We start from the raw sequence: 25,454 nt of genomic DNA on the forward strand, positions 1-25,454 counted from the left end.
GGAGCCGCCATGCCCACCGGTCAGGACAAGCCCCACCTCGGTGTCTTCGACCCCGCGCCGACGAGCGAATGGGACGAGATGCCCGACGACGACGCGGGCGACGTGATCCCGCCCGCCGCGGTCGAGATGGAGATCCTCCACCCGATCGAGCGGCACAGCGACTGAGCCTCGTCCGAGGCCGGCGCGCAGGAACGTCCCGGCGCCCCGCGCGCGTTCACCCGAGGGAGGGCGACGAGGCCCTCGCGAACCGGGAGCACTGACCGGGAGCCCAAGGAGGTGCGTGATGACCGAGCAGTACGACGCGGACACCGAGGCGCTGGTCGAGCTGGCCGCCGAGGTCGAGCGCGAGCGCGAGGCGGAGTCGACGGAGTACGACAGCTCCGTGGACCCCGAGGACGAGATCGACGAGGAGGCGCCCGCGGACGGGCCCGTCGAGCCCCTCGACGACGGCCCCGAGGACGAGGGCGGCGACGAGGCGAGGTACCTCTAGGCGGCGCGACGGACCCGGCCGGCGCCGGGGAGCGGGATCAGCCGCGCGCGGCCGCCGCGACCGCGTCGGCGAGCGGGGTCGTGGGCCGGCCGATGAGGTCGGCGAGCGCGGTGCTGGTCGTGTCGAGCTCGCCCTTGGCGATCGAGGCGTCGATCGCGGCCCAGAAGCGCGCCGCGCCCGGGTCCATGCCCACCTCCTCGAAGGTGGTCGCGAGCCGCTCGACCGAGACGTCCGAGTGCGCGATCTGCGCGCCGGTCGCGGTCGCGGCCTCGGCGGCCAGGTCGGCGAGCGTGAAGCGGGTGCCGCCGAGCTCGTAGACCTCGCCCTCGGTGTCCTGCAGCAGGGCGACGGCGGCCGCCTCCGCGTAGTCGGCGCGTGAGGCCGCCGCGATCGTCGCGCCGCCGGTCGCGCCCAGCACCGTGCCGGTCTCCGCGTAGGTCGCGAGCTGGCCGGTGTAGTTCTCGAGGTACCAGCCGTTGCGCAGCACGGTCGCGGGGATCGACGAGGCGGCGAGCGCCTCCTCGGTCGCGAGGTGCTCCGCCGCGAGGGGGTTGCTCGTGGTGTCGGCGCCCAGGATCGACGTGTACACCAGGCGCGAGACGCCGGCGCGCTCGGCGGCGTCGATGACCGCCCGGTGCTGCGCGACGCGCTGTCCCACCTCGGAGCCGGACACCAGCGCGAGGCGGTCGACGCCCGCGAGCGCCGCGTCGAGCGACGCGCCGTCCGTGTAGTCGCCGAAGCGCACTGTGACGCCGCGCTCGGCCAGGTCCTCGACCTTGGCGGTCGTGCGGGCGATCGCGATCACGTCGGCGGGGGCGGCGCCGCGGGAGAGGAGGCTCTCGACGATGAGCCGGCCGAGGTGGCCGCTGGCGCCGGTGACGGCGTAGGTGGTCATGGGGAGGTCCTTCCGTTCGGCGGCGGGGCCCGTTGCCGCGCCTTCCGCGAACACTAACGATAAGTAAGTACCCCCTATTCCGTCTGTTGGTGACGGGCCGGTCGTACAGTGGGGGTGTGGACGACCCCGAGGCTCTCGATCCGTCGCCGGCGCTGGTGACGGACGTCTTCGCGCGCGCCTGCACGTCGCGCGCCGCGTTCGAGGACGTCACCTCGCGCTGGTCGTCGCTGGTGCTGCTCGCGCTCGCGGAGGGGCCGCACCGCTTCGGCGAGCTGCGGCGTCGCGTCGAGGGCGTGAGCGAGCGGATGCTCGCCCAGTCGCTGCGCGGTCTCGAGCGCGACGGCCTGCTCACCCGCGACGTCGCCGGCACCATCCCGCCGCGGGTCGACTACGCGCTCACCCCGCTCGGGGCGCGCGTGGCGGACGGCCTGCGCGGGCTCGCGGACGTGCTCGAGGGGGCCGTGCCGGACATCGACCGCGCGCGGCTCGAGTACGACTCCCGGTGACGAGGTCCGGACCGCCCGGCCGCCGCATCGTCCCTCCGCCCGGGCCGCCCGGGACGTGCCTGCCCTCACGCTAAAGTGGGAGCCGTGCCCAGCCCCCTCACCCCCGTCAAGGTCGCCATCCTCGGCCCCGGAACCGTCGGCTCGGAGGTCGTGCGCCTGCTGACGCAGGAGGCCGAGGACCTCGCCGCGCGCGTGGGCGCGCCGCTCGAGATCATCGGCATCCACGTGCGCGACACGTCCAAGGACCGCGGCCCCCACGTGCCGCGCGAGCTCCTCACGTCCGACGCCTCCGCGCTCGTCGCGGACGCCGACGTGGTGGTCGAGCTCATGGGCGGCATCGAGCCGGCCCGCACGCTCATCCTCGAGGCCATCGCGGGCGGCGCCTCCGTCGTCACCGCGAACAAGGCCCTCGTCGCGGCCCACGGCCCCGAGCTGTACGAGGCCGCCGACGCCGCGAACGTGGACCTCTACTTCGAGGCCGCCGTCGCCGGCGCGATCCCGCTCGTCCGGCCCGTGCGCGAGTCGCTCGCGGGCGACCACATCACGCGCATCCTCGGCATCGTCAACGGCACCACCAACTACATCCTCGACGAGATGACGCGGCGCGGGCTGTCCTACGACGTCGCGCTCAAGCAGGCGCAGGAGCTCGGCTACGCCGAGGCCGACCCGACCGCGGACGTCGAGGGGCACGATGCGGCGGCCAAGGCCGCGATCCTCGCGTCCCTCGCGTTCCACCAGCGGGTCGCGCTGTCCGACGTCTACTGCGAGGGCATCTCCGCCGTCACCGCGGACGACGTGATCGCGGCGCGCGAGACGCACCAGGTCATCAAGCTGCTCGCGATCGCCGAGCGCACCGAGGGCGGCGTCACCGTGCGCGTCCACCCGGCGCTCGTGTCCGAGGACCACCCGCTCGCGGGCGTCCACGGCGCGTTCAACGCGGTCTTCATCGAGGCCGAGTCCGCGGGCGGGCTGATGTTCTACGGCCAGGGCGCCGGCGGCACGCCCACCGCGTCCGCCGTGCTCGGCGACATCGTGTCCGTCGCGCGCCACAAGGCGATCGGCGGCAAGGGCCCGCGCGAGTCGAACTACGCGGTGCACGAGGTGCTGCCGATGGACGCCGCGCTCACGCGCTACTCGGTGCGGATGGCGGTCGAGGACCGCCCCGGCGTGCTCGCGGCGGTCGCGACCGTGTTCCAGAAGCACGGCGTGGGCATCGAGATCGTCCGGCAGGTGCCGGGGCAGACGCACGCGGGGCTGATCCTGTCGACGTACGCGGCGCCCGAGCGCGACCTGCGCGCGACGGTGGCGGACCTGCGCGCGAGCGACGCGGTCGCCGAGGTGAAGTCCGTGCTGAGGATCGAGGGGGAGTAGTGGCGCACGTGTGGGGCGGCATCGTCCGCGAGTACCTGGACCGCATGCCGTTCGAGGAGGGCGACCGCATCGTCTCCCTGGGCGAGGGCGGCACGCCGCTCGTGCACGCCCAGTCGATCTCCGCCGAGGTCGGCGCCGAGGTCTTCGTCAAGGTCGAGGGCATGAACCCGACCGGCTCCTTCAAGGACCGCGGCATGACCTCCGCGATCACGCAGGTCGTCAAGGACGGCGACCACACCGTGGTGTGCGCGTCGACCGGCAACACCTCCGCCTCCGCCGCGGCGTACGCCGCGCACGCGGGCCTGCGCTGCGTCGTGATGATCCCGCAGGGCAAGATCGCGGCCGGCAAGATGGCGCAGGCCATCGTGCACGGCGCGGACCTGGTGCAGGTCGACGGCAACTTCGACGAGTGCCTCGACATCGTGCGCGAGCTGTCCGAGAACTACCCGATCGCGCTCGTGAACTCGGTCAACCCGTACCGCCTCCAGGGACAGAAGACCGGGGCCTTCGAGATCGTCGACCAGCTGGGCGACGCCCCCGACATCCACATGCTCCCCGTCGGCAACGCGGGCAACATCTCCGCGTACTGGATGGGCTTCACCGAGTACGCCGAGGCCGGCATCGCCTCGCGCACGCCGCGCATCTGGGGCGTCCAGGCGGCCGGCGCCGCGCCGTTCGTCGCGGGCCACCCCATCAAGGACCCCGAGACGGTCGCGACCGCGATCCGCATCGGCAAGCCCGCCTCGTGGGACCTCGCGATCAACGCGCGCGACGAGTCCGGCGGCTGGATCCGCGCCGTCTCCGACGCCCAGATCCTGTCCGCGCAGGCGCGCCTGGCCGCGGACGTCGGCGTGTTCGTCGAGCCCGCCTCCGCGGCGCCGATCGCGGGCCTGCTCGCGGCGGCCGCGCTGGGCGAGGTGCCGCGCGGCGCGACCATCACGTGCACCGTGACGGGCAACGGGCTCAAGGACACCGCGACCGCGCTGGGCGACCGCGAGGTCGACCCGACGGTCATCCCCGTCGACGTCGAGGCCGCCGCGGCGGCGCTCGGCCTGTAGCCGCCATGGCGATGCGGCTCGCCGCGGACCACGTCCGCGTGTCCGTGCCCGCGACCGCGGGCAATCTCGGTCCCGGCTTCGACGCGCTCGGCATGGCGCTGGGCCTGGTCGACGACCTCGAGGTGCGGGCCGTCGCATCGTCCTCCGTGGAGGTCGAGATCGAGGGCGAGGGCGCGGCGTCGCTGCCGCGCGACGAGAACCACCTCGTGGTGCAGGCGCTGCGCGCGGCGCTCGACCACGTGGGCGCCTCGCAGACCGGGCTGCACATCCGCGCGGTCAACCGCATCCCGCACGGCCGCGGCCTCGGCTCGTCCGCGGCGGCCGTCGTGGCGGGCATCGTCGCGGCGCGCTCGCTCATCGCGGAGCCCGAGGCGCTGCCGGCCGAGGAGGTGCTGCGGCTCGCGAACGCGTTCGAGGGGCACCCCGACAACGCCGCGCCCGCGATCTACGGCGGCGCGACGGTGGCGTGGAAGGACGCGTCGGGCGTGCACGCGCGCCCGCTCCTCGTGTCCGACGAGATCGAGACCGCGGTGCTGGTGCCCGGCTCGACGCTGCCGACCAAGGAGGCGCGTGCGGTCCTGCCTCCCAAGGTGCCGCACGTGGACGCGGCGTTCAACGTCGGCCGCGCCGCGCTGCTCGTGAACTCGCTTGCCGGACGCCCCGAGGACCTCTTCGCCGCGACCGAGGACAAGCTCCACCAGACGTACCGGGCCGACGTGCTCGGGCCCGCGACGTCGATGGTCCGCGAGCTGCGCGCGCGCGGGCTCGCGGCCGTGGTCTCCGGCGCCGGCCCCTCGGTGCTGGTGCTCGGCACCGGGCTGCAGGCCGAGGGCCTGGAGAGCGGCCTGCTGACCTGGGCCGAGGGCATCGGCGGCGACCGCTGGCACTGCATCCACACCCGCGAGCGGGTGACCGGCGCGACCGGGGTGCGGCTCTAGCTAGGCCGTCCCGTCCTCCTTGGGCTCCTCGGAGTCCTCCGCCTCCACGGCCGCGGCCCACTCCTGCGACGGCGAGGCGTGCCCCAGCCCGGGTCCGTACTCGTCGATGACCAGGGTCTCGGTGGCCGCGCCCGCGTCCGCGGCATCGTCGGTCTCGTCCCATACCTCGGGCTCGGCGGTCGGCTGCGGATGCGCGAGCGTCACCGCGGCGAGGGAGCCGGTGGCGGGGCTAAGCTCGCCGATGCCCTCGGGGAGCGTGCCCTCCTTGCGTGCGACCCGGAACGCGCGCCGCATCTTGAGCTCGTACGCGTGCTTGCGGGGCTGCGGCACGCTCACGTGGAACACCTGCCCGGACAGCCGGATCAGCACGGCGACGGCGGTCGAGAGCACGAGCGTGACGATCGGTTCCGTCGGCCGGGCGAGCAACACGTACGCGACGCCGGCGCCGAGGCCGGCGACGGCGTTCGGCGGGCCCATGTACATGATCGACGACGGCCGTCCTTGGAGCACGTCGCACAGCATCAGCCCCCCGACGGAGGCGATCATGCCGATGACGATCGCCGGGAGCCAGCGGACGCCGGTGAGCAGAGCGGTGTTGACGCCGACGACGGCGAACACGCCGATGATGATCGAGTCGAGCCACCACAGCAGCTGGCCGAGCTTGCGGAGGTAGTACAGGAACAGCATCCCGATGCCCGCCGCGACGCCGGCGGCGACGAAGTACGACGGGTCGCGCAGCGACTGCGGGGGGAGACGCCCGAGCAGGACGTCGCGGATGATCGCGCCGCCGAAGCCCATGGCGGCGGAGAGCGTCAGGACCCCGACGAGGTCCGTGTGCTCGTCCTCTCCGGCGCGGATCGCTCCGCCGAGCGCGCCGATGAACACGGCGGCCACGTAGATCCACTGGGGCATGTCGATGAGATCTGCTGCAACGATCACGGCACGAGCCTACGGGCGTGCCCCTAGGCTCGTCGCATGGGATCAGGAAGAGCGGCGATCCTGCCGCCCGGGAAGGCGTTGCGGCTGGCAGGCGTCGTCGTGGCGGTCCTCGTCGCGGTGGCGGTGGCGGTCGGCGTGGTGGCCGGGGTCGGCGCCGGCGTCGGTGCGGCGCTGGGCGGTCTCACCGTCGTGATGGTCTCGCTGATGAGCGGGCCGCGGTGGCACGCGATCGCGCTCGGCGTCGCGATCGCCGTCCTGGCCGCGGGCGCGACCCTCGCGCGGGACGATGCGCTGGTGCTGGGCCTCCTGACGGCGGCCTCGGCCGTCGTGACGTACCCCGTCGTGCTCCGCTACGGCCCGGTGACCGGCACGGCGCCGGTGGTGCTCGCGGTTGCCGGCACCGTCGCCGCCGACATCGGCCCATGGGCCGCGGCGGCCGGCGTCGCGGCGGCCGCCGTCGCGGTGCCGCTCGCGCTCGCGGCGCTCGGGCTCGCGAAGCTTCCTGCGGCGGCGCTGCCGCGGCGCACCACCATCGCCTACGTGGCCGCCCTGGCCGCCGGCTCGGGGATTGCGATCGGGATCGGGCGCGCGCTCGAGCTCGCGCACGCCCTGTGGCTCGTGGTCGCCCTCAGCGCGGTCCTGGTGCCCGTCCGCGGCGAGACCACGGCGCGCGCGCGGCGCAGGGTGGTCGGCACGGTGGTCGGCACGCTCGTCGGCGCGGTGCTCGCGTCGGTGCTGCCGACGTGGCTGGCGATCGCGCTCGCGGTGGCCGCCGCGGTGGGCGGGCTGGCGTGGAGCATCGCCAAGGACGAGATCCGCGGCGCGGCGTTCACCGCGGCCGTCATCGTCCTCCTGGCCGGCGCCGCGTCGACGGCCGGCGCGTGGGACGCCGCCCTGCAGCGGATCGGCCTCACGGTGGTGGGTGTGGTCCTCGCGAGCGCCCTGGCGCTGCTGATCGCGCGCCTCGAGCGTGCCGAGGAGTCGCCATGATCCGCCCCTCGACCGCCGCGGACCACGCTGCGATCGCGCGCATCTGCCTCCTCACGGGCGCGCAAGGGGACGATGCGACGGGCCGCTTCGGCGACGACACGGTCCTCACGGACGTCTACGCGACGCCGTACCTCCACGGCCCCGGCGGCTTCTGCCTCGTGTGGGACGACGGCGGCGAGGCCCGCGGCTACGTGCTCGGCACGTCCGACACCGGGGCGTTCCAGCGGTGGTTCGTCGACGAGTGGTGGCCGCGCGTCGGCCCGACCCACGCCGAGCGCACTCCCGACGACGCGTGGCTGCTGCCGTCGGCCGCGGATCCCGGCCGCATGCTGATCCCGCAGCTCGCCGCCTACCCCGCCCACCTCCACATCGACCTCCTGCCCGACCAGCAGGGCAGGGGAGCGGGGCGCGCCCTCGTCGACGCGGCCTGCCGCCTCCTCGCGGGGCGCGGCGTGCCCGGCGTCCACCTCGTCGCCGAGCGCGCCAACGCGGGCGCCCAGGCGTTCTACCCGCGGGTGGGCTTCGCGCCCGTGGGCGGGGACGAGGCGACGGTCACGTTCGCCCGCAGCCTCGCCGCTCGCGCGGACGAGGGCGGCGGTGCCGCACCCGCCGCCGGAGACGCCTCCCCGCTTGCGGAGTGAGTGCTCACTCACTTAGGGTGAGCCGGTGACCACCCGGACCCGGCGGGCGGCCCCCATGGCCCCCGATCAGCGACGCGCCTCGATCGTCGACGCCGCGATCCCGCTCATCCTCGAGCGCGGCGCCGAGGTCACCACGCGCGAGATCGCGGACGCCGCCGGCATCGCGGAGGGCACCGTCTTCCGCGCCTTCGCGGACAAGACCGAGCTCATCGATGCCGCGATCACCCGCGTGATGGACCCCACCGAGCTGCTCGCCGACCTCGACGCGATCGACGCGGCGCTCCCGCTCGACGACAAGATCGAGCGCGTCGTCTCCCTCATGCACCGGCGTGTGTCGGCCGTCGTGCGCTTCATGACGGCGCTCGGCCCGCGCGACCACGCCCGTCACCGCGCGGGCGAGGACCACCCGCACCGCAATCCGCCGCTCGGGGAGACCACCGGCGTCGTGGCCCGCCTGCTCGAGCCCGACGCGCACCGGCTGCGCGTCCCCGTCGCGACAGCCGTCGACTATCTGCGCATCCTGGTGTTCGGCACCACGATGCCGTTCCTCACCAACGGAGGCACCTCGGACCCGTCCGAGCTCGCCGACTTCATCCTGCGCGGCATCGCCAAGGAAGGGGACTGATCCCATGCTCTGGAAGCTCCTGGTGAGCTCGGTCAGGCCGTACTGGCGCCTCCTCGTGGGCGTCGTCGTGTTCCAGTTCGCGCAAGCGATGGTGAACCTGTACCTGCCCACGCTCAACGCCGACATCATCGACAAGGGCGTGGCCACCGGCGACACCGGCTACATCTGGCGCATGGGCGGCTGGATGCTCGCGCTGTCGTTCGTGGGCGTCGCCGTCACCATCACGGCCGTGTACTTCGGCGCCAAGCTCGCGATGCGCGTGGGCCGCGACCTCCGCCGCGACATCTTCGGGCGCGTCGGGTCGTTCTCCGAGGCCGAGGTCCAGCGCTTCGGCGCCCCGTCGCTCATCACCCGCACGAGCAACGACGTCCAGCAGGTCCAGATGCTCGTCCTCATGACCTGCACCATGCTCATGACGACGCCGTTCACGCTCATCGGCGGCGTCATCCTCGCGATCGACCAGGACCCCGAGCTGTCGTGGATCATGGCGGTCGCGATCCCGTTGCTGCTCGTCATCGTGCTGCTCATCGTGTGGCGCATGGTGCCCCACTTCCGCCGCATGCAGACCCGCATCGACGGCATCAACCGCGTGCTGCGCGAGCAGCTCACGGGCATCCGCGTGATCCGCGCCTTCGTCCGCGAGCCCGTCGAGGAGACGCGCTTCGCCGAGGCCAACGACCTCGTCACCGAGTCCGCCCTCAAGGCCGGGCGCCTCATGGCCGCGATGTTCCCGCTCGTGCTGCTCGTCGTGAACCTCGGCTCCGCCGCGGTGATCTGGTTCGGCGGCTACCGCATCGACTCGGGCGAGATGCAGGTCGGCGCGCTCACCGCGTTCCTCAGCTACCTCATCCAGATCCTGTTCTCCGTGCTCATGGCGACGTTCCTGTTCGTGCTCGTGCCCCGCGCGTCCGTGTCCGCGGACCGCATCGGCGAGGTGCTCGCGACCCGGTCGACCGTGACGGAGGCCGATGCGGCGGTCGAGGTCCCCTCGACCGGCGACGTGGTCTTCGACAACGTCACCTTCACGTACCCGGGCGCCGAGCAGCCGGTGCTCGCCGACATCTCGTTCACCGCGCGCCGCGGCACCACGACCGCCATCATCGGCTCGACCGGCGCGGGCAAGACCACCCTGGTCAACCTCATCCCGCGGCTGTACGACGCGACCGGCGGCTCCGTCCTCGTCGGCGGCGTCGACGTGCGCGGCGCGCGCCTCGAGTCCCTGTGGTCGCGCATCGGCGTGGTGCCGCAGCGCCCGTACCTCTTCGCGGGGACCGTGGCGAGCAACCTCCGGTACGGCCGCGAGGAGGCCACCGACGAGGAGCTGTGGGAGGCGCTCGCGATCGCCCAGGGCGAGGACTTCGTGCGGGCCATGCCCGAGCAGCTCGACACCCCCGTCGCGCAGGGCGGCACCACCGTCTCGGGCGGCCAGCGCCAGCGCCTGTCCATCGCCCGCGCCCTGGTGCGGCAGCCGGACGTGCTGGTGTTCGACGACTCGTTCAGCGCGCTCGACACCGCGACCGACGCGCGCCTGCGCGCCGCCCTCGACCGCGACGTCACGGACGCGACCGTGATCGTCGTCGCCCAGCGCGTCTCGAGCATCGTCGACGCGGACCAGATCCTGGTGATGGAGGACGGGCGCATCGTCGACCGCGGCACGCACGCCGAGCTCCTGGAGACGTCGCCCACGTACCAGGAGATCGTCAGTACCCAGCTGCGAGCGGAGGAGGTGGCCTGATGAGCGAGCGCACCGAGACCAAGAACCGTCCCCCGCAGCGCCAGCACGGCGGCCCCATGGGCCCCGGCATGGGCGCCCCCACCGAGAAGGCGTCGAACTTCAAGGAGTCGGGCAAGCGGCTCGCCGGGCTGCTCAAGCCCGAGATGGCGCTCGTGATCGTGGTCGTCGTCCTGGGCGCCGGGTCCGTCGCCCTGTCCGTCGTCGGCCCCAAGATCCTGGGCAACGCGACCACCGTGATCTTCGAGGGCTTCCTCGCCGGCGGCGTCGACTTCCCCAAGCTCCACGGCATCCTGCTGTGGGTCGTCGTCATCTACATCGGCTCGGCGATCCTGGGCCTGCTCCAGGGCTTCCTGCTCAACGGCGTCACCCAGCGCACCGTGTTCCGGCTCCGCGAGAGCGTCGAGCAGAAGATCCACCGCCTGCCGCTCAGCTACTTCGACCGCCACCAGCGTGGCGACCTGCTGAGCCGCGTCACCAACGACATCGACAACATCTCGCAGACGCTCCAGCAGACGCTCAGCCAGCTGTTCATCTCGCTCCTCACCGTGATCGGCATCCTCGGCATGATGTTCTCGATCTCGTGGGAGCTCGCGCTCGTCGCGTTGGTGTCGATCCCGCTCACCGCGGTGCTCGTGGCCCAGATCGCGAAGCGCTCGCAGCCCAAGTTCGTCGCGCAGTGGAAGCACACCGGCGACCTCAACTCCCAGATCGAGGAGGGCTACACCGGCCACGGGCTCGTCAAGGTGTTCGGGCGCAAGCGCGAGTCGCAGGCCGAGTTCGCCCGCAAGAACGAGGAGCTGTACGAGGCGAGCTTCGGGGCCCAGTTCATCTCCGGCATCATCATGCCGAGCGCGATGTTCATCGGGAACCTCGTCTACGTCGCCATCGCCGTCATCGGCGGGCTGCGCGTCGCGAGCGGCACCATGACGCTCGGCGACGTCCAGGCCTTCATCCAGTACTCGCGCCAGTTCCAGCAGCCCATCAGCCAGCTGGGCTCGATGGCGAACCTGCTGCAGTCGGGCGTCGCGTCCGCCGAGCGCGTGTTCGAGCTGCTCGACGCCGACGAGCAGGGCGCGGACGCGGACCCCGCCGCGACGCCCGCGGACGACCACGGCCGCCTCGTGTTCGAGGACGTGTCCTTCCGCTACGTGCAGGACAAGCCGCTCATCGACGACCTCGACCTCACGGTCGAGCCCGGGCGCACGGTCGCGATCGTGGGCCCCACGGGCGCCGGCAAGACCACGCTGGTCAACCTCATCATGCGGTTCTACGAGCTCGAGGGCGGGCGCATCACGCTCGACGGCACGGACATCGCGCAGATGTCCCGCCAGGACCTGCGCTCGCGCACAGGCATGGTGCTCCAGGACACGTGGCTGTTCGGCGGCACCATCCGCGACAACATCGCGTACGGACGCCCGGGAGCGACGGAGGACGAGATCCTCGACGCCGCGCGCGCCGCCTACGTCGACCGCTTCGTGCACTCGCTGCCCGACGGCTACGACACCGTGCTCGACGACGACGCGACCAACCTGTCCGCGGGCGAGCGCCAGCTCGTCACCATCGCGCGCGCGTTCGTCGCGCGGCCGCAGGTGCTCATCCTCGACGAGGCGACCAGCTCGGTCGACACCCGCACCGAGCTGCTCGTCCAGCGCGCGATGGCGGAGCTGCGCAAGGACCGCACGGCCTTCGTCATCGCGCACCGCCTGTCCACGATCCGCGACGCTGACCTCATCCTCGTGATGGAGAACGGGGCGATCGTCGAGCAGGGGAACCACCACCAGTTGCTCGCGGCCAAGGGCGCGTACGCGCGCCTGTACGAGGCGCAGTTCGCGGCGCCGCTCGAGGAGGTGGAGCCGCCGATCGACCCGGTCGACCCCACCACCGGCGAGCTCGCCACCGTCTTCGACGACCCGTCGGTGCCGCACCCCGGCGCCCCGCCGCACCGGGGCGAGGAGCTGGACGATTTGGGGGTCGACCGGGGCTGACGCGCGTCGCCTCGCCGCCGGTCGTAGGCTGGCGTGGAGCGCGGTTCCGGTCCGCCGTGGGTCGCCCGCGCGGGAGGCGCGCATGGAGCTCGAGGTCGTCGAGGTGGAGCCGATGCCGGTGGCATCCGTGACCCGGCGGACGCCGGTCGAGGAGATCGGGCCCGCGATGGCGGAGGCCTTCGGCGCCGTCATGACGGCGATCGACAGCCGCGGGCTCACCCCCGCGGGACCGCCGCTCGCGTGGTACCCCGAGTCGATGGTCGAGGGGCAGCCGCTCCTCATGGTCATCGCGGTGCCCATCGATCCCGACGTCGCCGAGCTCGACGGCGTCGACGTGCAGACGCTGCCCGGCGGCATGGTCGCGACCGCGACGCACGTGGGACCGTACGCCGAGCTCGGTGCCACCTACGGCGCGATCGCGGCGGCGATCGGCGAGCGCGGCCTCCGGCTCGCCGGCGGCCCGCGCGAGATCTACGTCGACGACCCCGACGTGACGCCGCAGGACGAGCTGCGCACCCGCATCGAGTTCCCCGTCGCCGCCTGAGGAGCCGCCCGAGGCCTGCCGCCCGGCTCAGGTCTCGGGGGTCTCGAGGTGCTCGGAGTCGAACGTGTAGGTGGGCACCAGCTCGATCTCGATGAGCGTGGTGTCCAGCCCGTCGTCCTCCATCGCCTGGTACACCTTCTCCATGTCCGGCAGGGGCGGCTGGCCCTTCACGATGACGTGGATGCGGCCGGCCTCGCGCGGCGTGACGGACACGAGGTCCCAGCGCGTGCCCTGCGTCGCGTCGTCGACGAAGGACGTCACGCGGCCCATGCGCGAGCGCGACTCGATGGTGTGCGCGGTCGAGTACGACAGCGGCACCGCGACGATGACGACGAGCACGATCGTCGTGAGGTACGAGCGCGCGCGGCGGCGCCGCTCGGCCTCCTTGTCCTCGGCCATCTCGATCCGGACGTTCGCGAAGCCGTAGATCGCCATCACCACGGACCCGGTCGCGAGGATCGCCGCGACGTTCGTGACGAAGAGCAGCAGCGCGCCGAGGCCCTGCGACCACGCGCCCGACTCGAAGGTGAGCCCGACCACCACGAGCGGCGGCACGAGCGAGATCGCGATCGCGACGCCGGGCAGGGTGTCGGAGATGTCGGAGCGCAGCAGCGCGATCGAGCCGACCACGCCGGTGGCGAGCGCCGCGAGGAGGTCGACGACGCCGGGGGAGACGCGGGCGGCAACCTGCGCGTTCGTCGCCGCCGTGATCGGCTGGATCACGATGAGCCCGATCACGAAGCCCACGCCGATCGCCGCGAGGGCGCCCGCGATCATCAGCCACATCGACCGCACGAGGTTGCGGTGGTCGCCCAGCACGGTCGACAGCATCGTGCCCTGGATCGGCCGCATGAGCGGGGCGACGATCATCGCGCCGATGACCGTCGCGGTCGAGTCCGCGACCACGCCCGCGGTCGCGATGATCGACGCGAGGATGAGCAGCAGCCAGAAGCGGGTGTGCTGCGCGCGGACCCGCTCGCCCTCGAAGAGGACCGCCTCCCGCATATAGTCGACAGAGTTGAGCTTCGCGCCGCGGCGCGACTCGCGTGGTGTCGACGCGGGGGTGGTCACCCGAGGAGCTTCGCCTTGGCGGCCGCGAACTCGGCGTCCGAGAGGATGCCCGCCTCCTTCATCTGCGCGAGCTTCTGCAGCTCGCCCATGAGGTCGGTGCCGCCCGCGGCGGGGGCCGCGGCGACCTGCGGCGCCGCCTGCGCCTGCTGGAGCTGCGCGAGCTCCGCCTGCATCGCGGCGACCTGCGCCTGCGACTGCTGCTGCTGGTAGGCGGCCTGCTCCTGTGCGTACTGCTCCTGCTGGGCCTGCTGCTCCTGCGCGCTCCAGCGCTGGTTCTGGCGGCGCGACACGCGTCCGCCGACCGCCTGAGCGGTGCCGGCGATGACCGCCGTCCGCGCCATCGTCCCGACCAGTCCCGGCCGTCCCATCCTGCGCATCGTCCCGCTCCTCTCTACGCCTCGGCGCGCACCGCGTCGAGGACCTCCTGCACCACCGGGCCCGGCACCCGGACGGTGTCGAGCAGCTCGCCGCCGGCGGCGGCGATCGCGTCGCGCAGCGGCACCACCCACGAGTGCTCGAAGCACAGGATCGCGGCGGACGCGCCGGGCGGCAGCGAGTCGGCGAGGATCTCCGCGTCCTCGTCGTTGAGGAGCCCGTCGAGGCGCGCGAGCAGCTCGCTCAGCGCGGACACCTCCGGGTCGTCGGTGATCTCGGCGAGCTCCAGGATCTCGACGGACTCGTCGTCCTTCTTGTGGACCACGATGGCGTCGACGATCGAGATCACCCCCGTCTCGACGAGCTTCTTGATCTCCGCGAGGATCGAGCCGTCGAACCGGCTCTCCGCGAAGGCTATGGTGACGATCTCGACGGGACCGATCATGGCGCTGCTCCTTGGCTCGAAGGCGGGGCCCGGGACGCCCGCGCGCCCCCACCTCGCAGGCTAGGCCCGCCGCAAGCGGGCGGCAACAGGAACGAGGGACGATGCCGCGGCACCCGGTGCCGCCGACGTGACGCGCATCACCACCAGGGGTGATTGTTCGGGGAAGCCTGCGGTGATAGCCTGGTTTCGCTTCCCCCGGTTCGGCGCACCGCGCCCCGGACGAACGCTATCCACGTTGCAGGCGTCTGCCGATGATGTCGCGTCAGCCGTACCCACGTGGACGATCTCGCACTTCTGGAGCCACAGGGGCTCGTGCGAGGAAAGGACAGTACGTGACAGACACGACCGTGGCGCCCGACCAGACCGCCACCCTCTCCGCGATGAAGCTTCCGCAGCTCCAGGCGCTGGCCGCCGAGCTCGGCGTCTCCGGCACCGCCCGTATGCGCAAGAAGGACCTGGTCGAGGCCATCAAGAACGGCGGCGTCGTGCCCGCCAAGGAGCCGAGCGCCGCCAAGGCCGCCGGCTCCGACGACAAGCCCGCAGGTGACAAGCCCGCGAACGACAAGCCCGCGAACGACAAGGCCGCGGGCGACAAGCCCAAGGCGCAGCGCCCCCAGCGCCGCCGAGCGGAGTCCCCGCAGGCGGCCCCCGAGTCGGAGGACTCGGAGTCGCGGGCGCGCCGCGCCAAGGAGGCGGTCAGCCTCGACCTGCCCGGCGGCGACAAGGCCGAGGCCGCGTCGGCCGACAGGTCGGAGTCCGAGGACGCCGAGTCCCGCGCGCGCCGCGCCAAGGAGGCCGTGAACCTCGACCTGCCCCGCGGCGACCGCCAGCAGGGCGAGCAGGCCGACGGCGAGCAGCGCGGCCAGCAGCGCCAGCAGCAGGCGCAGGACGACGACGAGCGCGGCAGCCGCCGTCGCCGCGGCCGTGGTCGCGGTCGCGGTCGCGGGCGTGAGCGCGACGTCGTCGAGGGCGCCACGGGCGCGAGCCAGCAGCTCGACGACGATGACATCCGCGACGACGAGGAGCTGACCCCGGTCGGCGGCATCGTCGACATCCTCGACAACTACGCGTTCATCCGCACCACCGGCTACCTGCCCGGCAAGTCGGACGTGTACGTGTCGATGAACCAGATCAAGAAGTACGGCCTGCGCAAGGGCGACGCCATCACCGGCACCGTGCGCCCGCCCCGCCCGGGCGAGCGCGGCCAGCGCCAGAAGTTCAACGCCCTCGCCGGCGTCGACAAGGTCAACGGCCAGAGCCCGGACGAGGCGCGTCACCGCCCCGCGTTCGGTGACCTCACGCCGCTGTACCCGCAGCACCGCCTGCACCTCGAGACCGAGCCGCGCAACATGACCAACCGGGTCATCGACCTCGTGGCGCCGATCGGCAAGGGCCAGCGCGGCCTCATCGTCTCCCCGCCGAAGGCCGGCAAGACGCTCGTGCTGCAGTCGATCGCGAACGCGATCACCACGAACAACCCCGAGGTCCACCTCATGGTCGTGCTCGTCGACGAGCGCCCCGAGGAGGTCACGGACATGCAGCGCACGGTCAAGGGCGAGGTCATCGCCTCGACCTTCGACCGCCCGGCCGACGACCACACCACGGTCGCCGAGCTCGCGATCGAGCGCGCCAAGCGCCTCGTCGAGATGGGCCACGACGTCGTCGTGCTGCTCGACTCGATCACGCGCCTCGGGCGCGCGTACAACATCTCCGCGCCCGCCTCGGGCCGCATCCTCTCGGGCGGCGTCGACTCGTCGGCGCTGTACCCGCCCAAGCGCTTCTTCGGCGCCGCGCGCAACATCGAGAACGGCGGCTCGCTCACCATCCTCGCGACCGCGCTCGTGGAGACCGGCTCGAAGGCCGACGAGGTGATCTTCGAGGAGTTCAAGGGCACCGGCAACATGGAGCTCAAGCTCTCGCGCACTCTCGCCGACCGCCGCATCTTCCCGGCCGTCGACGTCAACGCGTCCGGCACGCGCCGCGAGGAGATCCTCATGAGCCAGGAGGAGCTCAAGGTCATGTGGAAGCTGCGCCGCGTGCTCACCGCGCTCGAGCAGCAGCAGGCCATCGAGCTGCTCCTGGGCAAGCTCAAGGAGAACCGCACCAACGCCGAGTTCCTCATGCAGGTCGCCAAGACCACGCCGGGCTCGGACGAGGAGAAGTAGCGCCTCCGGCGCCTCCCACTTGCGCCCCGCGAGGTGCTCGGTGCCCGATTCCCTGTGGAACGGGCACCGAGCACCTCGCGGGGCGCTGGTGTGTGCGGGGACGGTGCCGGTGTCTGCCGGTGTCTGCGGGTGTCTGCAAGAGTCTGCTGTGAGGTGCTCAGTGCCCGATCGGGGCGGATTCGGGCATCAAGAACCTCGCTGCGCGCTGAGCCGGCTCGCCAGGACGGCGAGCAGGCGTTCGCGGCACCACGCCGGGCGCCGCGTGATGTCGTTCCACCCGAAGCCCACGACGGCGTAGCCCGCGGCGGCGAGGTCCGTCCGGCGCGTGCGATCCCGGTCGCGTGCCTCGCGCGTCGCGTGGACGCGGTCGCCGTCGAGCTCGACCGCGAGCATGGCGCGACGATGCAGCATGTCGGGGACGGCCCGGCGCGAGGGCAGCGCGAGAGGTGCCTGCCACTCGAACTCGCGGAACCGCGCGTCGGCGAAGGTCTCGTGCTTGGCCCGCACCTCCAGCGGGGTCGTCGCTCCGGATCCGAACCAGCTCAGGACGCGCTCGAGGTCCCGGCGCCCGGCGACCCGCGCCGCACGGTCGAGCTCGCGCCTGAGCTGCCGCCATGTGCAGACCCGCGCCCAGAGTGCCTCCCAGAGGATGTCGCGTCGATCGGCCGCGGGCGCGTACCGCCACGCGTCGAGCAGCGCCCGCGCCATGGGAACGCACGCGACGCCGTTCGCACGCGTGGTCGAGCGGATCGGTCCGGTCTGACGCAACCGGGCCCACGGCGGCACCTCGAGGCGACGGCCGTGGGGGACGAGGAGGTCGAGGCGTTCGGGCTTCGGCAGGGACTCGTCGTAGAGGTGCAGCGCGCCCGCGCCGGTGACCGCCCCGGTCGGTTGCCACAGGTTGAGCGCCTCGCCCCGCACCGTCAGGTCGCTCGTGCGGGTCGCACCGCAGTAGACGCCCGTGGCGAGGCGCGCCACGGTGCCCTCGCGGATGCCGCGATCGAGCTGACGCCGCGACCATGCGTCGACAAGCTCGTCTCGTGTGTACGCGTGGGGGTTCTCGGCGAGGAAGTCCCCGATCGCGGTGCGTCGCGATGCGGGGTCGGGCAGCGGGCGCATGCGAGCAGGCTTCCGTGGGAGGCGGCTCGCGCGCAGCGGGGTGACACGGTCTGTGGAGGCCGGCAGGCCGAGGGCGTGCTGTGGAGACCGCGCGCCCGGTCCGGAGGTTGGGTCGGAGCGGGGCGGAGCCGCGGCTCTGCCCCGTCGCGAGCGTGCTGCGAGGTGCTCGGTGCTCGAATTGCATCAGATCGGGCACTGAGCACCTCGCAGCGCGCTGCCGGGGGCGGGGGCGCTGCCAGGAGTGGGCGCGCTGCCGGGGGCGGGGGCGGGGACGATGCGCGGATTCGGCCCGGCTTGACAGGCATGGCAGAATAGTGCGTTGGCCCCGCCTGCGGACGGGGTCCCAGGTTGCCGGTTCACCGCCGCGAGATACGCGCCGGACCCGGTGACGTACTAAGGGAGATCATGAAGAAGGACATCCACCCCGAGTACGTGGCCACCACTGTCACGTGCACCTGCGGTAACACGTTCGAGACCAAGTCCACCGTGAAGTCCGGCGCGATCAGCGTCGAGGTCTGCTCGGCCTGCCACCCGTTCTACACCGGCAAGCAGAAGATCATGGACACCGGTGGTCGCGTGGCGCGCTTCGAGCGCCGCTACGGCAACAAGAAGTAACGCGCCCGACGACGTGGCCGAGGCCTTCGCAGCCGTCCAGCCCATGCTGGACGAGTACGCCGACATCGAGCAGCAGCTCGCCGACCCCGCCGTTCACGCGGATGGGGGCCGGGCGCGCACGCTCGGGCGTCGCTTCGCGGAGCTCGGCCGCGTCGTCGCCGCGCATCGTTCCTGGAAGTCCGCCCAGGACGACCTCGAGGCCGCCAGGGAGCTGGCGGAGCTCGACCCCGAGATGGCCGCGGAGGTCCCGGCCCTCGAAGGCGCCGTCGAGGAGGCCACCGAGCACCTCCGGCGCATCCTAATCCCGCGCGACCCGGACGACGCGCGCGACGTGATCCTCGAGATCAAGTCGGGTGAGGGCGGCGAGGAGTCCGCGCTGTTCGCGGGCGACCTGCTGAAGATGTACCTCAAGTTCGCCGAGGCCAAGGGCTGGAAGGCCGAGGTCCTCGAGGCCGTGCACACCGACATGGGCGGGTACAAGGACGTCTCCGTCGCGGTGAAGGCGCGCGGCTCCGTCGAGCCCGAGGACGGCGTGTGGGCCCAGCTCAAGTACGAGGGCGGCGTGCACCGCGTGCAGCGCGTGCCTGCGACCGAGTCGCAGGGCCGCATCCACACCTCCGCCGCCGGCGTGCTCGTGTACCCGGAGGTCGAGGAGGTCTCCGAGGTCGAGATCGACATGAACGAGGTGCGCGTCGACGTGTACCGCTCGTCCGGCCCCGGCGGCCAGTCGGTCAACACCACGGACTCGGCGGTGCGCCTCACGCACCTGCCCACCGGCATCGTGGTGAGCTGCCAGAACGAGAAGAGCCAGCTGCAGAACAAGGAGTCGGCGCTGCGCATCCTGCGCGCCCGCCTCCTCGCGGCGCAGAAGGAGGCCGCCGAGGCCGAGGCCCAGGACATGCGCAAGTCGCAGATCCGCACGGTCGACCGCTCCGAGCGCATCCGCACGTACAACTTCCCCGAGAACCGCATCGCCGACCACCGCACCGGGTACAAGGCGTACAACCTCGACCAGGTGCTCGCGGGCGACCTGCAGCCGGTCATCCAGTCCGCGATCGACGCGGACGAGGCCGCACGCCTCTCCGCGGCCGAGTAGGCCCTAGAATCCGAGCGTGCCCACCGTAGGAACGCGTCTACGCGCGACCACCCAGCGCCTCGCCGAGGCGGGGGTGCCGTCGCCGTACCACGACGCGATCGTGCTGATCGCCCACACGCTGGGCCTCGAGCCGTCGTACATCCGCACCGCCGCCGCGCGCGACGACGAGTGGCCGCCGGGCGCCGACCTCGACCTTCTCGAGGCGCGCGTGACGCGCCGCGTCGACCGCGAGCCGCTCCAGCACATCACCGGCAAGGCGTACTTCCGGTCGCTCGAGCTGCAGGTGGGGCCGGGCGTCTTCATCCCGCGGCCCGAGACCGAGGTGGTCGCCGGCGTCGCCATCGCCGCGGCGCGCGAGGCGCTCGAGATGCGCGGCACCGTGCGGGTCACCGACCTGTGCGCGGGCTCCGGCGCGATCGGCATCTCGGTCGCGACCGAGGTGCCCGAGGCCGAGGTCGCGATGGTCGAGGCGAGCGAGGAGGCGCTGGTGTACCTGCGCCTCAACTCGCGCGCCCAGCCCGCCGACGTCCGCACCAGGCTGCGCTCGGTGTACGGCGACGCCCGCAACTGCCTGCGCCAGTTCGACGCCTGCGCGGACGTCGTGGTGACCAACCCGCCGTACGTGCCGGTCGACGCGGTGCCGCGCGACCCCGAGGTCGCGCACCACGACCCGCCGCAGGCGCTGTACGGCCTCGGCGACGACGGCCTCGAGGTGCCGCGCGCGATCCTCGACGAGGCGCAGCGGCTGCTGCGCGTCGGCGGCGTCCTCATCATGGAGCACGGCGACGAGCAGGGCCCGGCCCTGCGCGCGTACGCCGAGTCGTCGGAGTGGTGGGGCGACGTGCGCACGCTCACCGACCTCAACGGACGCGACCGCATGCTCGTCGCGACGCGGATAGGCGTCTGAGAGACTTGACGTCGTGATCCTCGACACCCACGACCCCGCGACCTGGGGGCCGTCGCTCGACGCCGCCGTCGACGCGGTCAACCGCGGCGCCGTCATCGTCCTCCCGACCGACACCGTCTACGGCGTGGGCGCCGACGCGTTCAGCCCGCCCTCCGTCGCGCGCCTGCTCGAGGCCAAGGGCCGCGGCCGCCAGATGCCGCCGCCGGTGCTCATCCCGAACGTGCGCACCGTCGACGGCCTCGCGCGCGAGGTGTCCGCGCCCGCGCGCGCGCTCATGGAGGAGTGCTGGCCCGGCGCGCTCACCGTCATCGTGCGGTCCCAGCCCTCGCTCGCGTGGGACCTGGGGGAGACCCACGGCACCGTGGCGCTGCGCGTCCCCGACCACGAGGCCGCGCTCGCGCTGCTCACCCGCACCGGCCCGCTCGCGGTCACCAGCGCGAACCGCACCGGCGAGCCGGCCGCGACCACCGCGGCGGCCGCGCAGGAGCAGCTCGGCGAGTCCGTCGCCGTCTACCTCGACGCGGGCGACAGCCCGCTCGGCGTCGCCTCCACGATCGTCGACGCGACGGGCGACCGCCTGCGCATCGTGCGCGAGGGCGGGATCACCCGCGACCGCATCGTCGAGATCGTCGGGGAGGACGCCGTCGCAGGTGACGACGGGTGAAGGTCTACCTCACCCTCATGGCGATCGCGGCGCTCGTCACGTACGTCGCGACGCCGGCGATGCGCCACCTCGCGTTCCGCGTCGGCGCCATCACCGCGGTGCGGGCGCGCGACGTCCACACGACCCCGATCCCGCGCCTCGGCGGGATAGCGATCTTCCTCGGGCTCGCCGTCGCCGGCGTCGTCGCGTCAGCGATCCCGTTCCTCTTCCCGGTCTTCGAGGCCGGACGCGAGGCGTGGGCCGTGCTCGGCGCCGCCGCGATCGTGTGCGCGCTCGGCATGATCGACGACATCTTCGACCTCGACTGGATGGCGAAGCTCGCGGGCCAGTTCCTCGCGGGGCTCGTGCTCGCCTCCGGCGGCGTCCAGCTCGTCACGGTCCCCATCGCGGGCGTGACGATCGGCAGCTCGTACGTGTCCCTCATCGCCACGGTCTTCGTGGTGGTGATCGCGATGAACGCGGTCAACTTCGTGGACGGCCTCGACGGGCTCGCCGCCGGAATGATCGCCATCGGCGGGCTCGCGTTCTTCAGCTACACCTACATGCTCGCGCGCTCCGCCTCGCCCGGCGACTACTCGTCGCTCGCCGCGATCGTGGTGGCGCTGCTCGTGGGCGCGTGCCTGGGCTTCCTGCCGCACAACGTCCACCCCGCGCGCATCTTCATGGGCGACTCCGGGTCGATGGTGCTCGGCCTCATGCTCGCGGCCGCCGCGATCATCGTGACCGGCCAGATCGACCCGGCCGTGGTGTCCGAGCGCGAGCGCATCCCGGCGTTCATCCCGATCCTGCTGCCGATCATGGTGCTCGCGGTGCCGCTGGTCGACATGACGGCCGCGGTGATCCGGCGCGCCGCGCGCGGCGACTCGCCGTTCTCGCCGGACAAGCACCACCTCCACCACCTGCTGCTGCGCCGCGGGCACTCGCACCGGTGGGCGGTCACGGTGCTCTACATCTGGACCGCCGTGCTGTCCTTCGGCACCATCTCCGTGGTCTTCCTGCCGCTGTGGGGCGCCGCGGTCGCGACCGCCGTCGGCATCGCGATCGCCGCCGCCATCACGTTCTCGCCGCGCCTCGCGCGGTTCTTCTCGCGCCAGTGGCGGCGCGCGGGCCACGCGGTCTTCGCGCTGCAGCGCATCACGCCCGAGGGGCGCCACCCGGACGATGCGGAGCCGGGCACCGCGCCCGCGGTCGCCGCCGCGCCCGGCGCGACCCCCGCATCGTCCCCCGTCACCCGCCCCGAGGAGGAGAAGTGACCGCCGAGGAGCAGCTGTACCGCCGCGCCATCCGTCTCACGTCGATCGTGCTCGCCGCGATCGCCGTCGTCGGGGGAGCGGTGGCGTGGGCCGTCGCCGGGCCGCAGGGCGCGGTCGGGGCGCTGGTCGGCGCCCTCGTCGCCGCCCTCGGCGCGATCCCGACCCAGGTCGCGATGCTCGTGGGGCACCGCAAGCCGCCGCACGTGATGGCGGGCATCGTGGCGTTCTCGTGGCTGGGCAAGATGCTCGTCATCGTCGTCGCGCTGCTGGTCCTCCAGGGGGTCGAATCGTTCCATCGCGGCGCCTTCGCGGCGACCGCCGTGACGGGCATCGTGGCGTCGCTCGTGGTCGACGTGGCGACGCTGCGCAAAGCGCGCATTCCGTACACGGATCCGGGTACTTAGTCCCGCCTTCGATGCGTTAGGCTTACGGCCAGTCAACGGCGCCGGACGGTAGTCCGCGCCCAAGAAGCCATTCGCACAGGAGACTTCGTGGGGAACCTACTGGCCGCGGTCGTCAGCGCTGAAGCCGCCGACTCGGGAGAGTCCAAGAGCTACATCCAGCAGATGTTCAGCTCGGACGGCTTCCACGCCCCGTCCATCGCCGAGTTCTTCCCGCCCGCCATCTTCGGCGACGGCACCATCTTCGAGTTCAACCGCATCATGCTCATCCGCGTGATCGCGGCGATCGCGCTGCTGACGATCTTCTGGATCGCGGCCTCGCGCGCCAAGGTGGTCCCCAACCGCTTCCAGGGCGGCATCGAGTTCATGCTCGACTTCGTCAAGGGCCAGATCGTCGAGCCCGTCATGGGCGCCGAGGGCAAGAAGTTCCTGCCCTTCCTCACGACGCTGTTCCTGTCGATCGTGTTCTTCAACATCACGGGCGTCATCCCGTTCCTCAACATCGCGGGAACGTCGCTCATCGGCCTGCCGCTCGTCATGGCGCTGTGGGTCTACGTGATGTACCTGTACCAGGGCGTCAAGAAGCACGGCCTGGGCGGCTACCTCAAGAACAGCCTGTTCCCGCCGGGCGTGCCCAAGCCCATTTACATCCTGCTGACGCCCATCGAGGCCCTGCAGGTGTTCATCCTCCGTCCCGCCACCCTCGCGCTGCGACTCGCGGCCAACATGATCGCGGGCCACCTGCTGCTCGTGCTCTGCTTCGCCGCGACCCAGTACTTCTTCTTCGAGGCCGCGGGCGCGATGAAGGCGATGAGCGCCGTGACCTTCGCGGCCGGCTTCGCCTTCGTCCTGTTCGAGATCTTCGTCGCCCTGCTCCAGGCGTACGTCTTCACCATGCTCTCCGCCGTGTACCTCAACATGGCGCTGGAGGAGGAGCACTAACAAGCCTGCGGGGCCAGACCTGGCCTCGTCACAAAGGAAGGAAACACACAGTGGACACCACCACTCTCGCGGAGGTCTCCGGCAACGTCGCGACCATCGGCTACGGCCTCGCGGCCGTCGGCCCCGGCATCGGCCTCGGCATCCTGATCGGCAAGACCATCGAGGGCATGGCGCGTCAGCCTGAGGTCTCGGGCCAGCTGCGCACCACGATGTTCATCGGTGTCGCGTTCGTCGAGGTGCTCGCGCTCCTCGGCCTGATCACCGGCTTCCTCTTCACGTGATGACCGCCCAGACGCTGCTCATGGCAGCGGAGGAGCACGGCGCGGAGACCGAGGGGAACATCATCCTCCCCGCACCGTACGACCTGCTGTGGTCGATCGTGATCTTCACGATCATCGCGGTGGTCTTCGCGCGGGTGATCCTCCCCAAGCTGCAGAAGGTGCTCGACGAGCGCGCCGAGCTCATCCAGGGCGGTATCGAGAAGGCGGAGAAGGCTCAGGCCGAGGCCGCCGCCGCCCTCGAGGAGTACACGGCTCAGCTCACCGAGGCCCGCGCCGAGGCGGCGCGCATCCGTGAGGACGCGCGCGTCGAGGCGGCCCAGATCCTGGCCGAGGCCCGTCGTCGGGCCGGCACGGACGCGGAGCGCATCGTCGAGACGGCCCAGCGCCAGATCGACGCCGAGCGCCACCAGGCCGTGGTCTCGCTGCGCACCGAGGTGGGCACGCTCGCGACCGACCTCGCGTCGCGCATCGTGGGCGAGTCGCTCGCGGACGACGCGCGCCAGCAGCGCGTGATCGATGCGTTCCTCACCGACCTCGAGTCGACGGTGAAGGCGGAGGGCTAGGCACATGCGTGGAACGAGCCAGACGTCGCGTGACGCCGTGCTCCGTCAGTTCGAGCCCGTGGTGACGGCGAGCGGACGCGAGGGCCTGGTCCTCGCGGACCAGCTCTTCGCCGCGGTCGACGCCATCGACGCGTCGGGCTCGCTCCGCCGTGCGCTGACCGACCCCGCCCGCTCGCCCGAGGCCAAGTCCGGGCTGGTCGCCGCGGTGTTCTCGGCGTACGACGCGAGGGTCAAGGACGTCCTCGCGTCGTTCGCCGGCTCCCGCTGGTCGGCTGACGAGGACCTCGCTGAGGCGATCGACGACGCCGGTGAGCGCGCGATCTTCGCGTACTCGCAGGAGGAGGGCACGCTGGACGAGGTCCAGGAGCAGCTGTTCCGGGTCCAGCGCGAGCTGGTCGCGAACCGCGAGCTGCTGTCGGCCCTCAGCAACCGCGCCGCCACGAAGGAGGCGCGCATCGCGCTGCTCCACGGCGTGCTCGGCGGGAAGCTGCTGCCGACCACGGAGGCGCTGCTGCGTCGCGTCGTGGGCAACCCGCGCGGCCGCCGGCTCATCCCGGCGATCGACGCGCTCCTCGACTCCGCTGCCGAGCACCGCGACAAGGTCGTGGCGCACGTCACGGCCGCTGTCGAGCTCAGCGCGGACCAGCGCACCCGCCTCGCGCGCATCCTCGCGGATGCGTACGGCCGCGAGATCCTCATCAACGTCGCCGTGGACCCCGAGGTCCTGGGCGGCATCCGAGTCCAGGTCGGGTCCGAGGTGGTGGACGGCACCGTCCTGTCCCGGCTCGACGAAGCACGACGACGACTTGTCGGCTAGCCCCGACGCACCATTGGCCGCGT

29 protein-coding genes are annotated in these 25,454 nt (G+C 72.4%); 23 read left to right on the forward strand and 6 right to left on the reverse strand.

Annotation, left to right across the window (positions count from 1 at the left end; translation table 11 throughout):
• The first annotated feature begins 9 nt into the window (after positions 1–9).
• A complete protein-coding gene (locus AOM07_RS14690) occupies positions 10–165 on the forward strand; it encodes a hypothetical protein (RefSeq protein WP_156165240.1) in 156 nt (51 codons plus the stop codon).
• Between the two features lie 118 nt (positions 166–283).
• On the forward strand, positions 284–490 hold the full coding sequence (locus AOM07_RS14695) for a hypothetical protein (protein ID WP_062312197.1): 207 nt from the start codon (positions 284–286) through the stop codon (positions 488–490).
• Between the two features lie 37 nt (positions 491–527).
• Here AOM07_RS14695 and AOM07_RS07025 read toward each other — a convergent pair whose 3' ends face one another.
• A complete protein-coding gene (locus tag AOM07_RS07025; RefSeq protein ID WP_062312200.1) occupies positions 528–1,385 on the reverse strand; it encodes an NAD(P)H-binding protein in 858 nt (285 codons plus the stop codon).
• 116 nt (positions 1,386–1,501) lie between these two features.
• Between AOM07_RS07025 and AOM07_RS07030 the strand changes: the two genes are divergently transcribed.
• From AOM07_RS07030 to thrB, 4 genes are all read left to right on the forward strand, one after another.
• On the forward strand, positions 1,502–1,891 hold the full coding sequence (locus AOM07_RS07030) for a winged helix-turn-helix transcriptional regulator (RefSeq protein WP_062312203.1): 390 nt from the start codon (positions 1,502–1,504) through the stop codon (positions 1,889–1,891).
• Between the two features lie 75 nt (positions 1,892–1,966).
• Positions 1,967–3,262: a homoserine dehydrogenase gene (locus AOM07_RS07035; protein ID WP_439644916.1), complete on the forward strand. Its 1,296-nt coding sequence runs from the start codon at positions 1,967–1,969 to the stop codon at positions 3,260–3,262.
• Entirely contained in the window at positions 3,262–4,320 is a 1,059-nt protein-coding gene (gene thrC, locus AOM07_RS07040) for a threonine synthase (RefSeq protein WP_062312209.1), read from the forward strand. Before AOM07_RS07035 ends, thrC begins: the two co-directional genes overlap by 1 nt.
• A 5-nt stretch (positions 4,321–4,325) precedes the next feature.
• Positions 4,326–5,258: a homoserine kinase gene (thrB, locus tag AOM07_RS07045; protein ID WP_062312213.1), complete on the forward strand. Its 933-nt coding sequence runs from the start codon at positions 4,326–4,328 to the stop codon at positions 5,256–5,258.
• On the opposite strand, the gene AOM07_RS07050 is transcribed toward thrB, so the two are convergent.
• The gene (locus tag AOM07_RS07050) at positions 5,259–6,197 is read right to left on the reverse strand and encodes a trimeric intracellular cation channel family protein (RefSeq protein ID WP_156171854.1); all 939 of its coding nucleotides are present in this window, start codon (positions 6,195–6,197) and stop codon (positions 5,259–5,261) included.
• Between the two features lie 36 nt (positions 6,198–6,233).
• Between AOM07_RS07050 and AOM07_RS07055 the strand changes: the two genes are divergently transcribed.
• The 6 genes from AOM07_RS07055 to AOM07_RS07080 all read left to right on the forward strand — a co-directional run bounded on the left by AOM07_RS07055 (position 6,234) and on the right by AOM07_RS07080 (position 12,717).
• Positions 6,234–7,187 carry an FUSC family protein gene (locus AOM07_RS07055; RefSeq protein WP_156171855.1) on the forward strand — a complete coding sequence of 318 codons (954 nt, stop codon included), beginning with the start codon at positions 6,234–6,236 and terminating at the stop codon, positions 7,185–7,187.
• Complete coding sequence (locus AOM07_RS07060) at positions 7,184–7,828, forward strand: GNAT family N-acetyltransferase (RefSeq protein WP_062312221.1); 645 nt, start codon at positions 7,184–7,186, stop codon at positions 7,826–7,828. Before AOM07_RS07055 ends, AOM07_RS07060 begins: the two co-directional genes overlap by 4 nt.
• A gap of 25 nt (positions 7,829–7,853) precedes the next feature.
• Positions 7,854–8,453, forward strand: coding sequence for a TetR/AcrR family transcriptional regulator (locus AOM07_RS07065; RefSeq protein WP_156171856.1), 600 nt, complete (start codon positions 7,854–7,856; stop codon positions 8,451–8,453).
• Between the two features lie 4 nt (positions 8,454–8,457).
• The gene (locus tag AOM07_RS07070; protein ID WP_062312227.1) at positions 8,458–10,188 is read left to right on the forward strand and encodes an ABC transporter ATP-binding protein; all 1,731 of its coding nucleotides are present in this window, start codon (positions 8,458–8,460) and stop codon (positions 10,186–10,188) included.
• Positions 10,188–12,173 carry an ABC transporter ATP-binding protein gene (locus AOM07_RS07075; RefSeq protein ID WP_084830166.1) on the forward strand — a complete coding sequence of 662 codons (1,986 nt, stop codon included), beginning with the start codon at positions 10,188–10,190 and terminating at the stop codon, positions 12,171–12,173. Before AOM07_RS07070 ends, AOM07_RS07075 begins: the two co-directional genes overlap by 1 nt.
• 82 nt (positions 12,174–12,255) lie before the next feature.
• On the forward strand, positions 12,256–12,717 hold the full coding sequence (locus tag AOM07_RS07080) for a GyrI-like domain-containing protein (RefSeq protein WP_062312229.1): 462 nt from the start codon (positions 12,256–12,258) through the stop codon (positions 12,715–12,717).
• A gap of 27 nt (positions 12,718–12,744) precedes the next feature.
• Here the strand turns inward: AOM07_RS07080 and AOM07_RS07085 are convergent, their stop codons facing one another.
• The 3 genes from AOM07_RS07085 to AOM07_RS07095 are packed head-to-tail and all read right to left on the reverse strand — an operon-like array spanning position 12,745 to position 14,608.
• Complete coding sequence (locus AOM07_RS07085; RefSeq protein WP_062524809.1) at positions 12,745–13,788, reverse strand: TIGR00341 family protein; 1,044 nt, start codon at positions 13,786–13,788, stop codon at positions 12,745–12,747.
• Positions 13,785–14,165 (reverse strand): SHOCT domain-containing protein, encoded by a 381-nt coding sequence (locus tag AOM07_RS07090; RefSeq protein ID WP_369401204.1) that lies wholly within the window; start codon positions 14,163–14,165, stop codon positions 13,785–13,787. The genes AOM07_RS07085 and AOM07_RS07090 overlap by 4 nt, the downstream gene beginning before the upstream one ends.
• 14 nt (positions 14,166–14,179) lie before the next feature.
• A complete protein-coding gene (locus tag AOM07_RS07095) occupies positions 14,180–14,608 on the reverse strand; it encodes a DUF6325 family protein (RefSeq protein ID WP_062312238.1) in 429 nt (142 codons plus the stop codon).
• A 380-nt stretch (positions 14,609–14,988) separates the two neighbouring features.
• On the opposite strand from AOM07_RS07095, the gene rho reads away from it, so the two are divergent.
• Positions 14,989–16,773, forward strand: a complete 1,785-nt coding sequence (gene rho / locus AOM07_RS07100; protein WP_228374410.1) for a transcription termination factor Rho — start codon at positions 14,989–14,991, stop codon at positions 16,771–16,773.
• 186 nt (positions 16,774–16,959) lie between these two features.
• Here the strand turns inward: rho and AOM07_RS07105 are convergent, their stop codons facing one another.
• Positions 16,960–17,892 (reverse strand): DUF559 domain-containing protein, encoded by a 933-nt coding sequence (locus AOM07_RS07105; protein WP_062312243.1) that lies wholly within the window; start codon positions 17,890–17,892, stop codon positions 16,960–16,962.
• A gap of 405 nt (positions 17,893–18,297) precedes the next feature.
• Between AOM07_RS07105 and rpmE the strand changes: the two genes are divergently transcribed.
• From rpmE to AOM07_RS07155, 10 genes are all read left to right on the forward strand, one after another.
• A complete protein-coding gene (gene rpmE, locus AOM07_RS07110; protein WP_042213950.1) occupies positions 18,298–18,507 on the forward strand; it encodes a 50S ribosomal protein L31 in 210 nt (69 codons plus the stop codon).
• Between the two features lie 13 nt (positions 18,508–18,520).
• On the forward strand, positions 18,521–19,603 hold the full coding sequence (gene prfA, locus AOM07_RS07115; RefSeq protein WP_062312246.1) for a peptide chain release factor 1: 1,083 nt from the start codon (positions 18,521–18,523) through the stop codon (positions 19,601–19,603).
• 16 nt (positions 19,604–19,619) lie between these two features.
• Positions 19,620–20,510 (forward strand): peptide chain release factor N(5)-glutamine methyltransferase, encoded by an 891-nt coding sequence (gene prmC, locus AOM07_RS07120; RefSeq protein ID WP_062312249.1) that lies wholly within the window; start codon positions 19,620–19,622, stop codon positions 20,508–20,510.
• A 16-nt stretch (positions 20,511–20,526) separates the two neighbouring features.
• The gene (locus AOM07_RS07125) at positions 20,527–21,174 is read left to right on the forward strand and encodes an L-threonylcarbamoyladenylate synthase (RefSeq protein ID WP_084830189.1); all 648 of its coding nucleotides are present in this window, start codon (positions 20,527–20,529) and stop codon (positions 21,172–21,174) included.
• Entirely contained in the window at positions 21,171–22,427 is a 1,257-nt protein-coding gene (locus AOM07_RS07130; RefSeq protein ID WP_062312255.1) for an MraY family glycosyltransferase, read from the forward strand. The genes AOM07_RS07125 and AOM07_RS07130 overlap by 4 nt, the downstream gene beginning before the upstream one ends.
• Positions 22,424–22,831: a Cg1360 family ATP-synthase-associated protein gene (locus AOM07_RS07135; RefSeq protein WP_062312259.1), complete on the forward strand. Its 408-nt coding sequence runs from the start codon at positions 22,424–22,426 to the stop codon at positions 22,829–22,831. Before AOM07_RS07130 ends, AOM07_RS07135 begins: the two co-directional genes overlap by 4 nt.
• A gap of 162 nt (positions 22,832–22,993) precedes the next feature.
• The gene (gene atpB / locus AOM07_RS07140; protein WP_062312606.1) at positions 22,994–23,770 is read left to right on the forward strand and encodes a F0F1 ATP synthase subunit A; all 777 of its coding nucleotides are present in this window, start codon (positions 22,994–22,996) and stop codon (positions 23,768–23,770) included.
• Between the two features lie 50 nt (positions 23,771–23,820).
• Positions 23,821–24,051, forward strand: a complete 231-nt coding sequence (locus AOM07_RS07145) for an ATP synthase F0 subunit C (protein ID WP_062312262.1) — start codon at positions 23,821–23,823, stop codon at positions 24,049–24,051.
• Positions 24,051–24,614: a F0F1 ATP synthase subunit B gene (locus AOM07_RS07150; RefSeq protein ID WP_062312264.1), complete on the forward strand. Its 564-nt coding sequence runs from the start codon at positions 24,051–24,053 to the stop codon at positions 24,612–24,614. Before AOM07_RS07145 ends, AOM07_RS07150 begins: the two co-directional genes overlap by 1 nt.
• Positions 24,615–24,618: 4 nt before the next feature.
• The gene (locus AOM07_RS07155) at positions 24,619–25,431 is read left to right on the forward strand and encodes a F0F1 ATP synthase subunit delta (protein ID WP_084830168.1); all 813 of its coding nucleotides are present in this window, start codon (positions 24,619–24,621) and stop codon (positions 25,429–25,431) included.
• Positions 25,432–25,454: the final 23 nt, after the last annotated feature.

The sequence above is a fragment of the Demequina rhizosphaerae genome (genome assembly GCF_000971255.1).
GTDB lineage: Bacteria > Actinomycetota > Actinomycetes > Actinomycetales > Demequinaceae > Demequina > Demequina rhizosphaerae.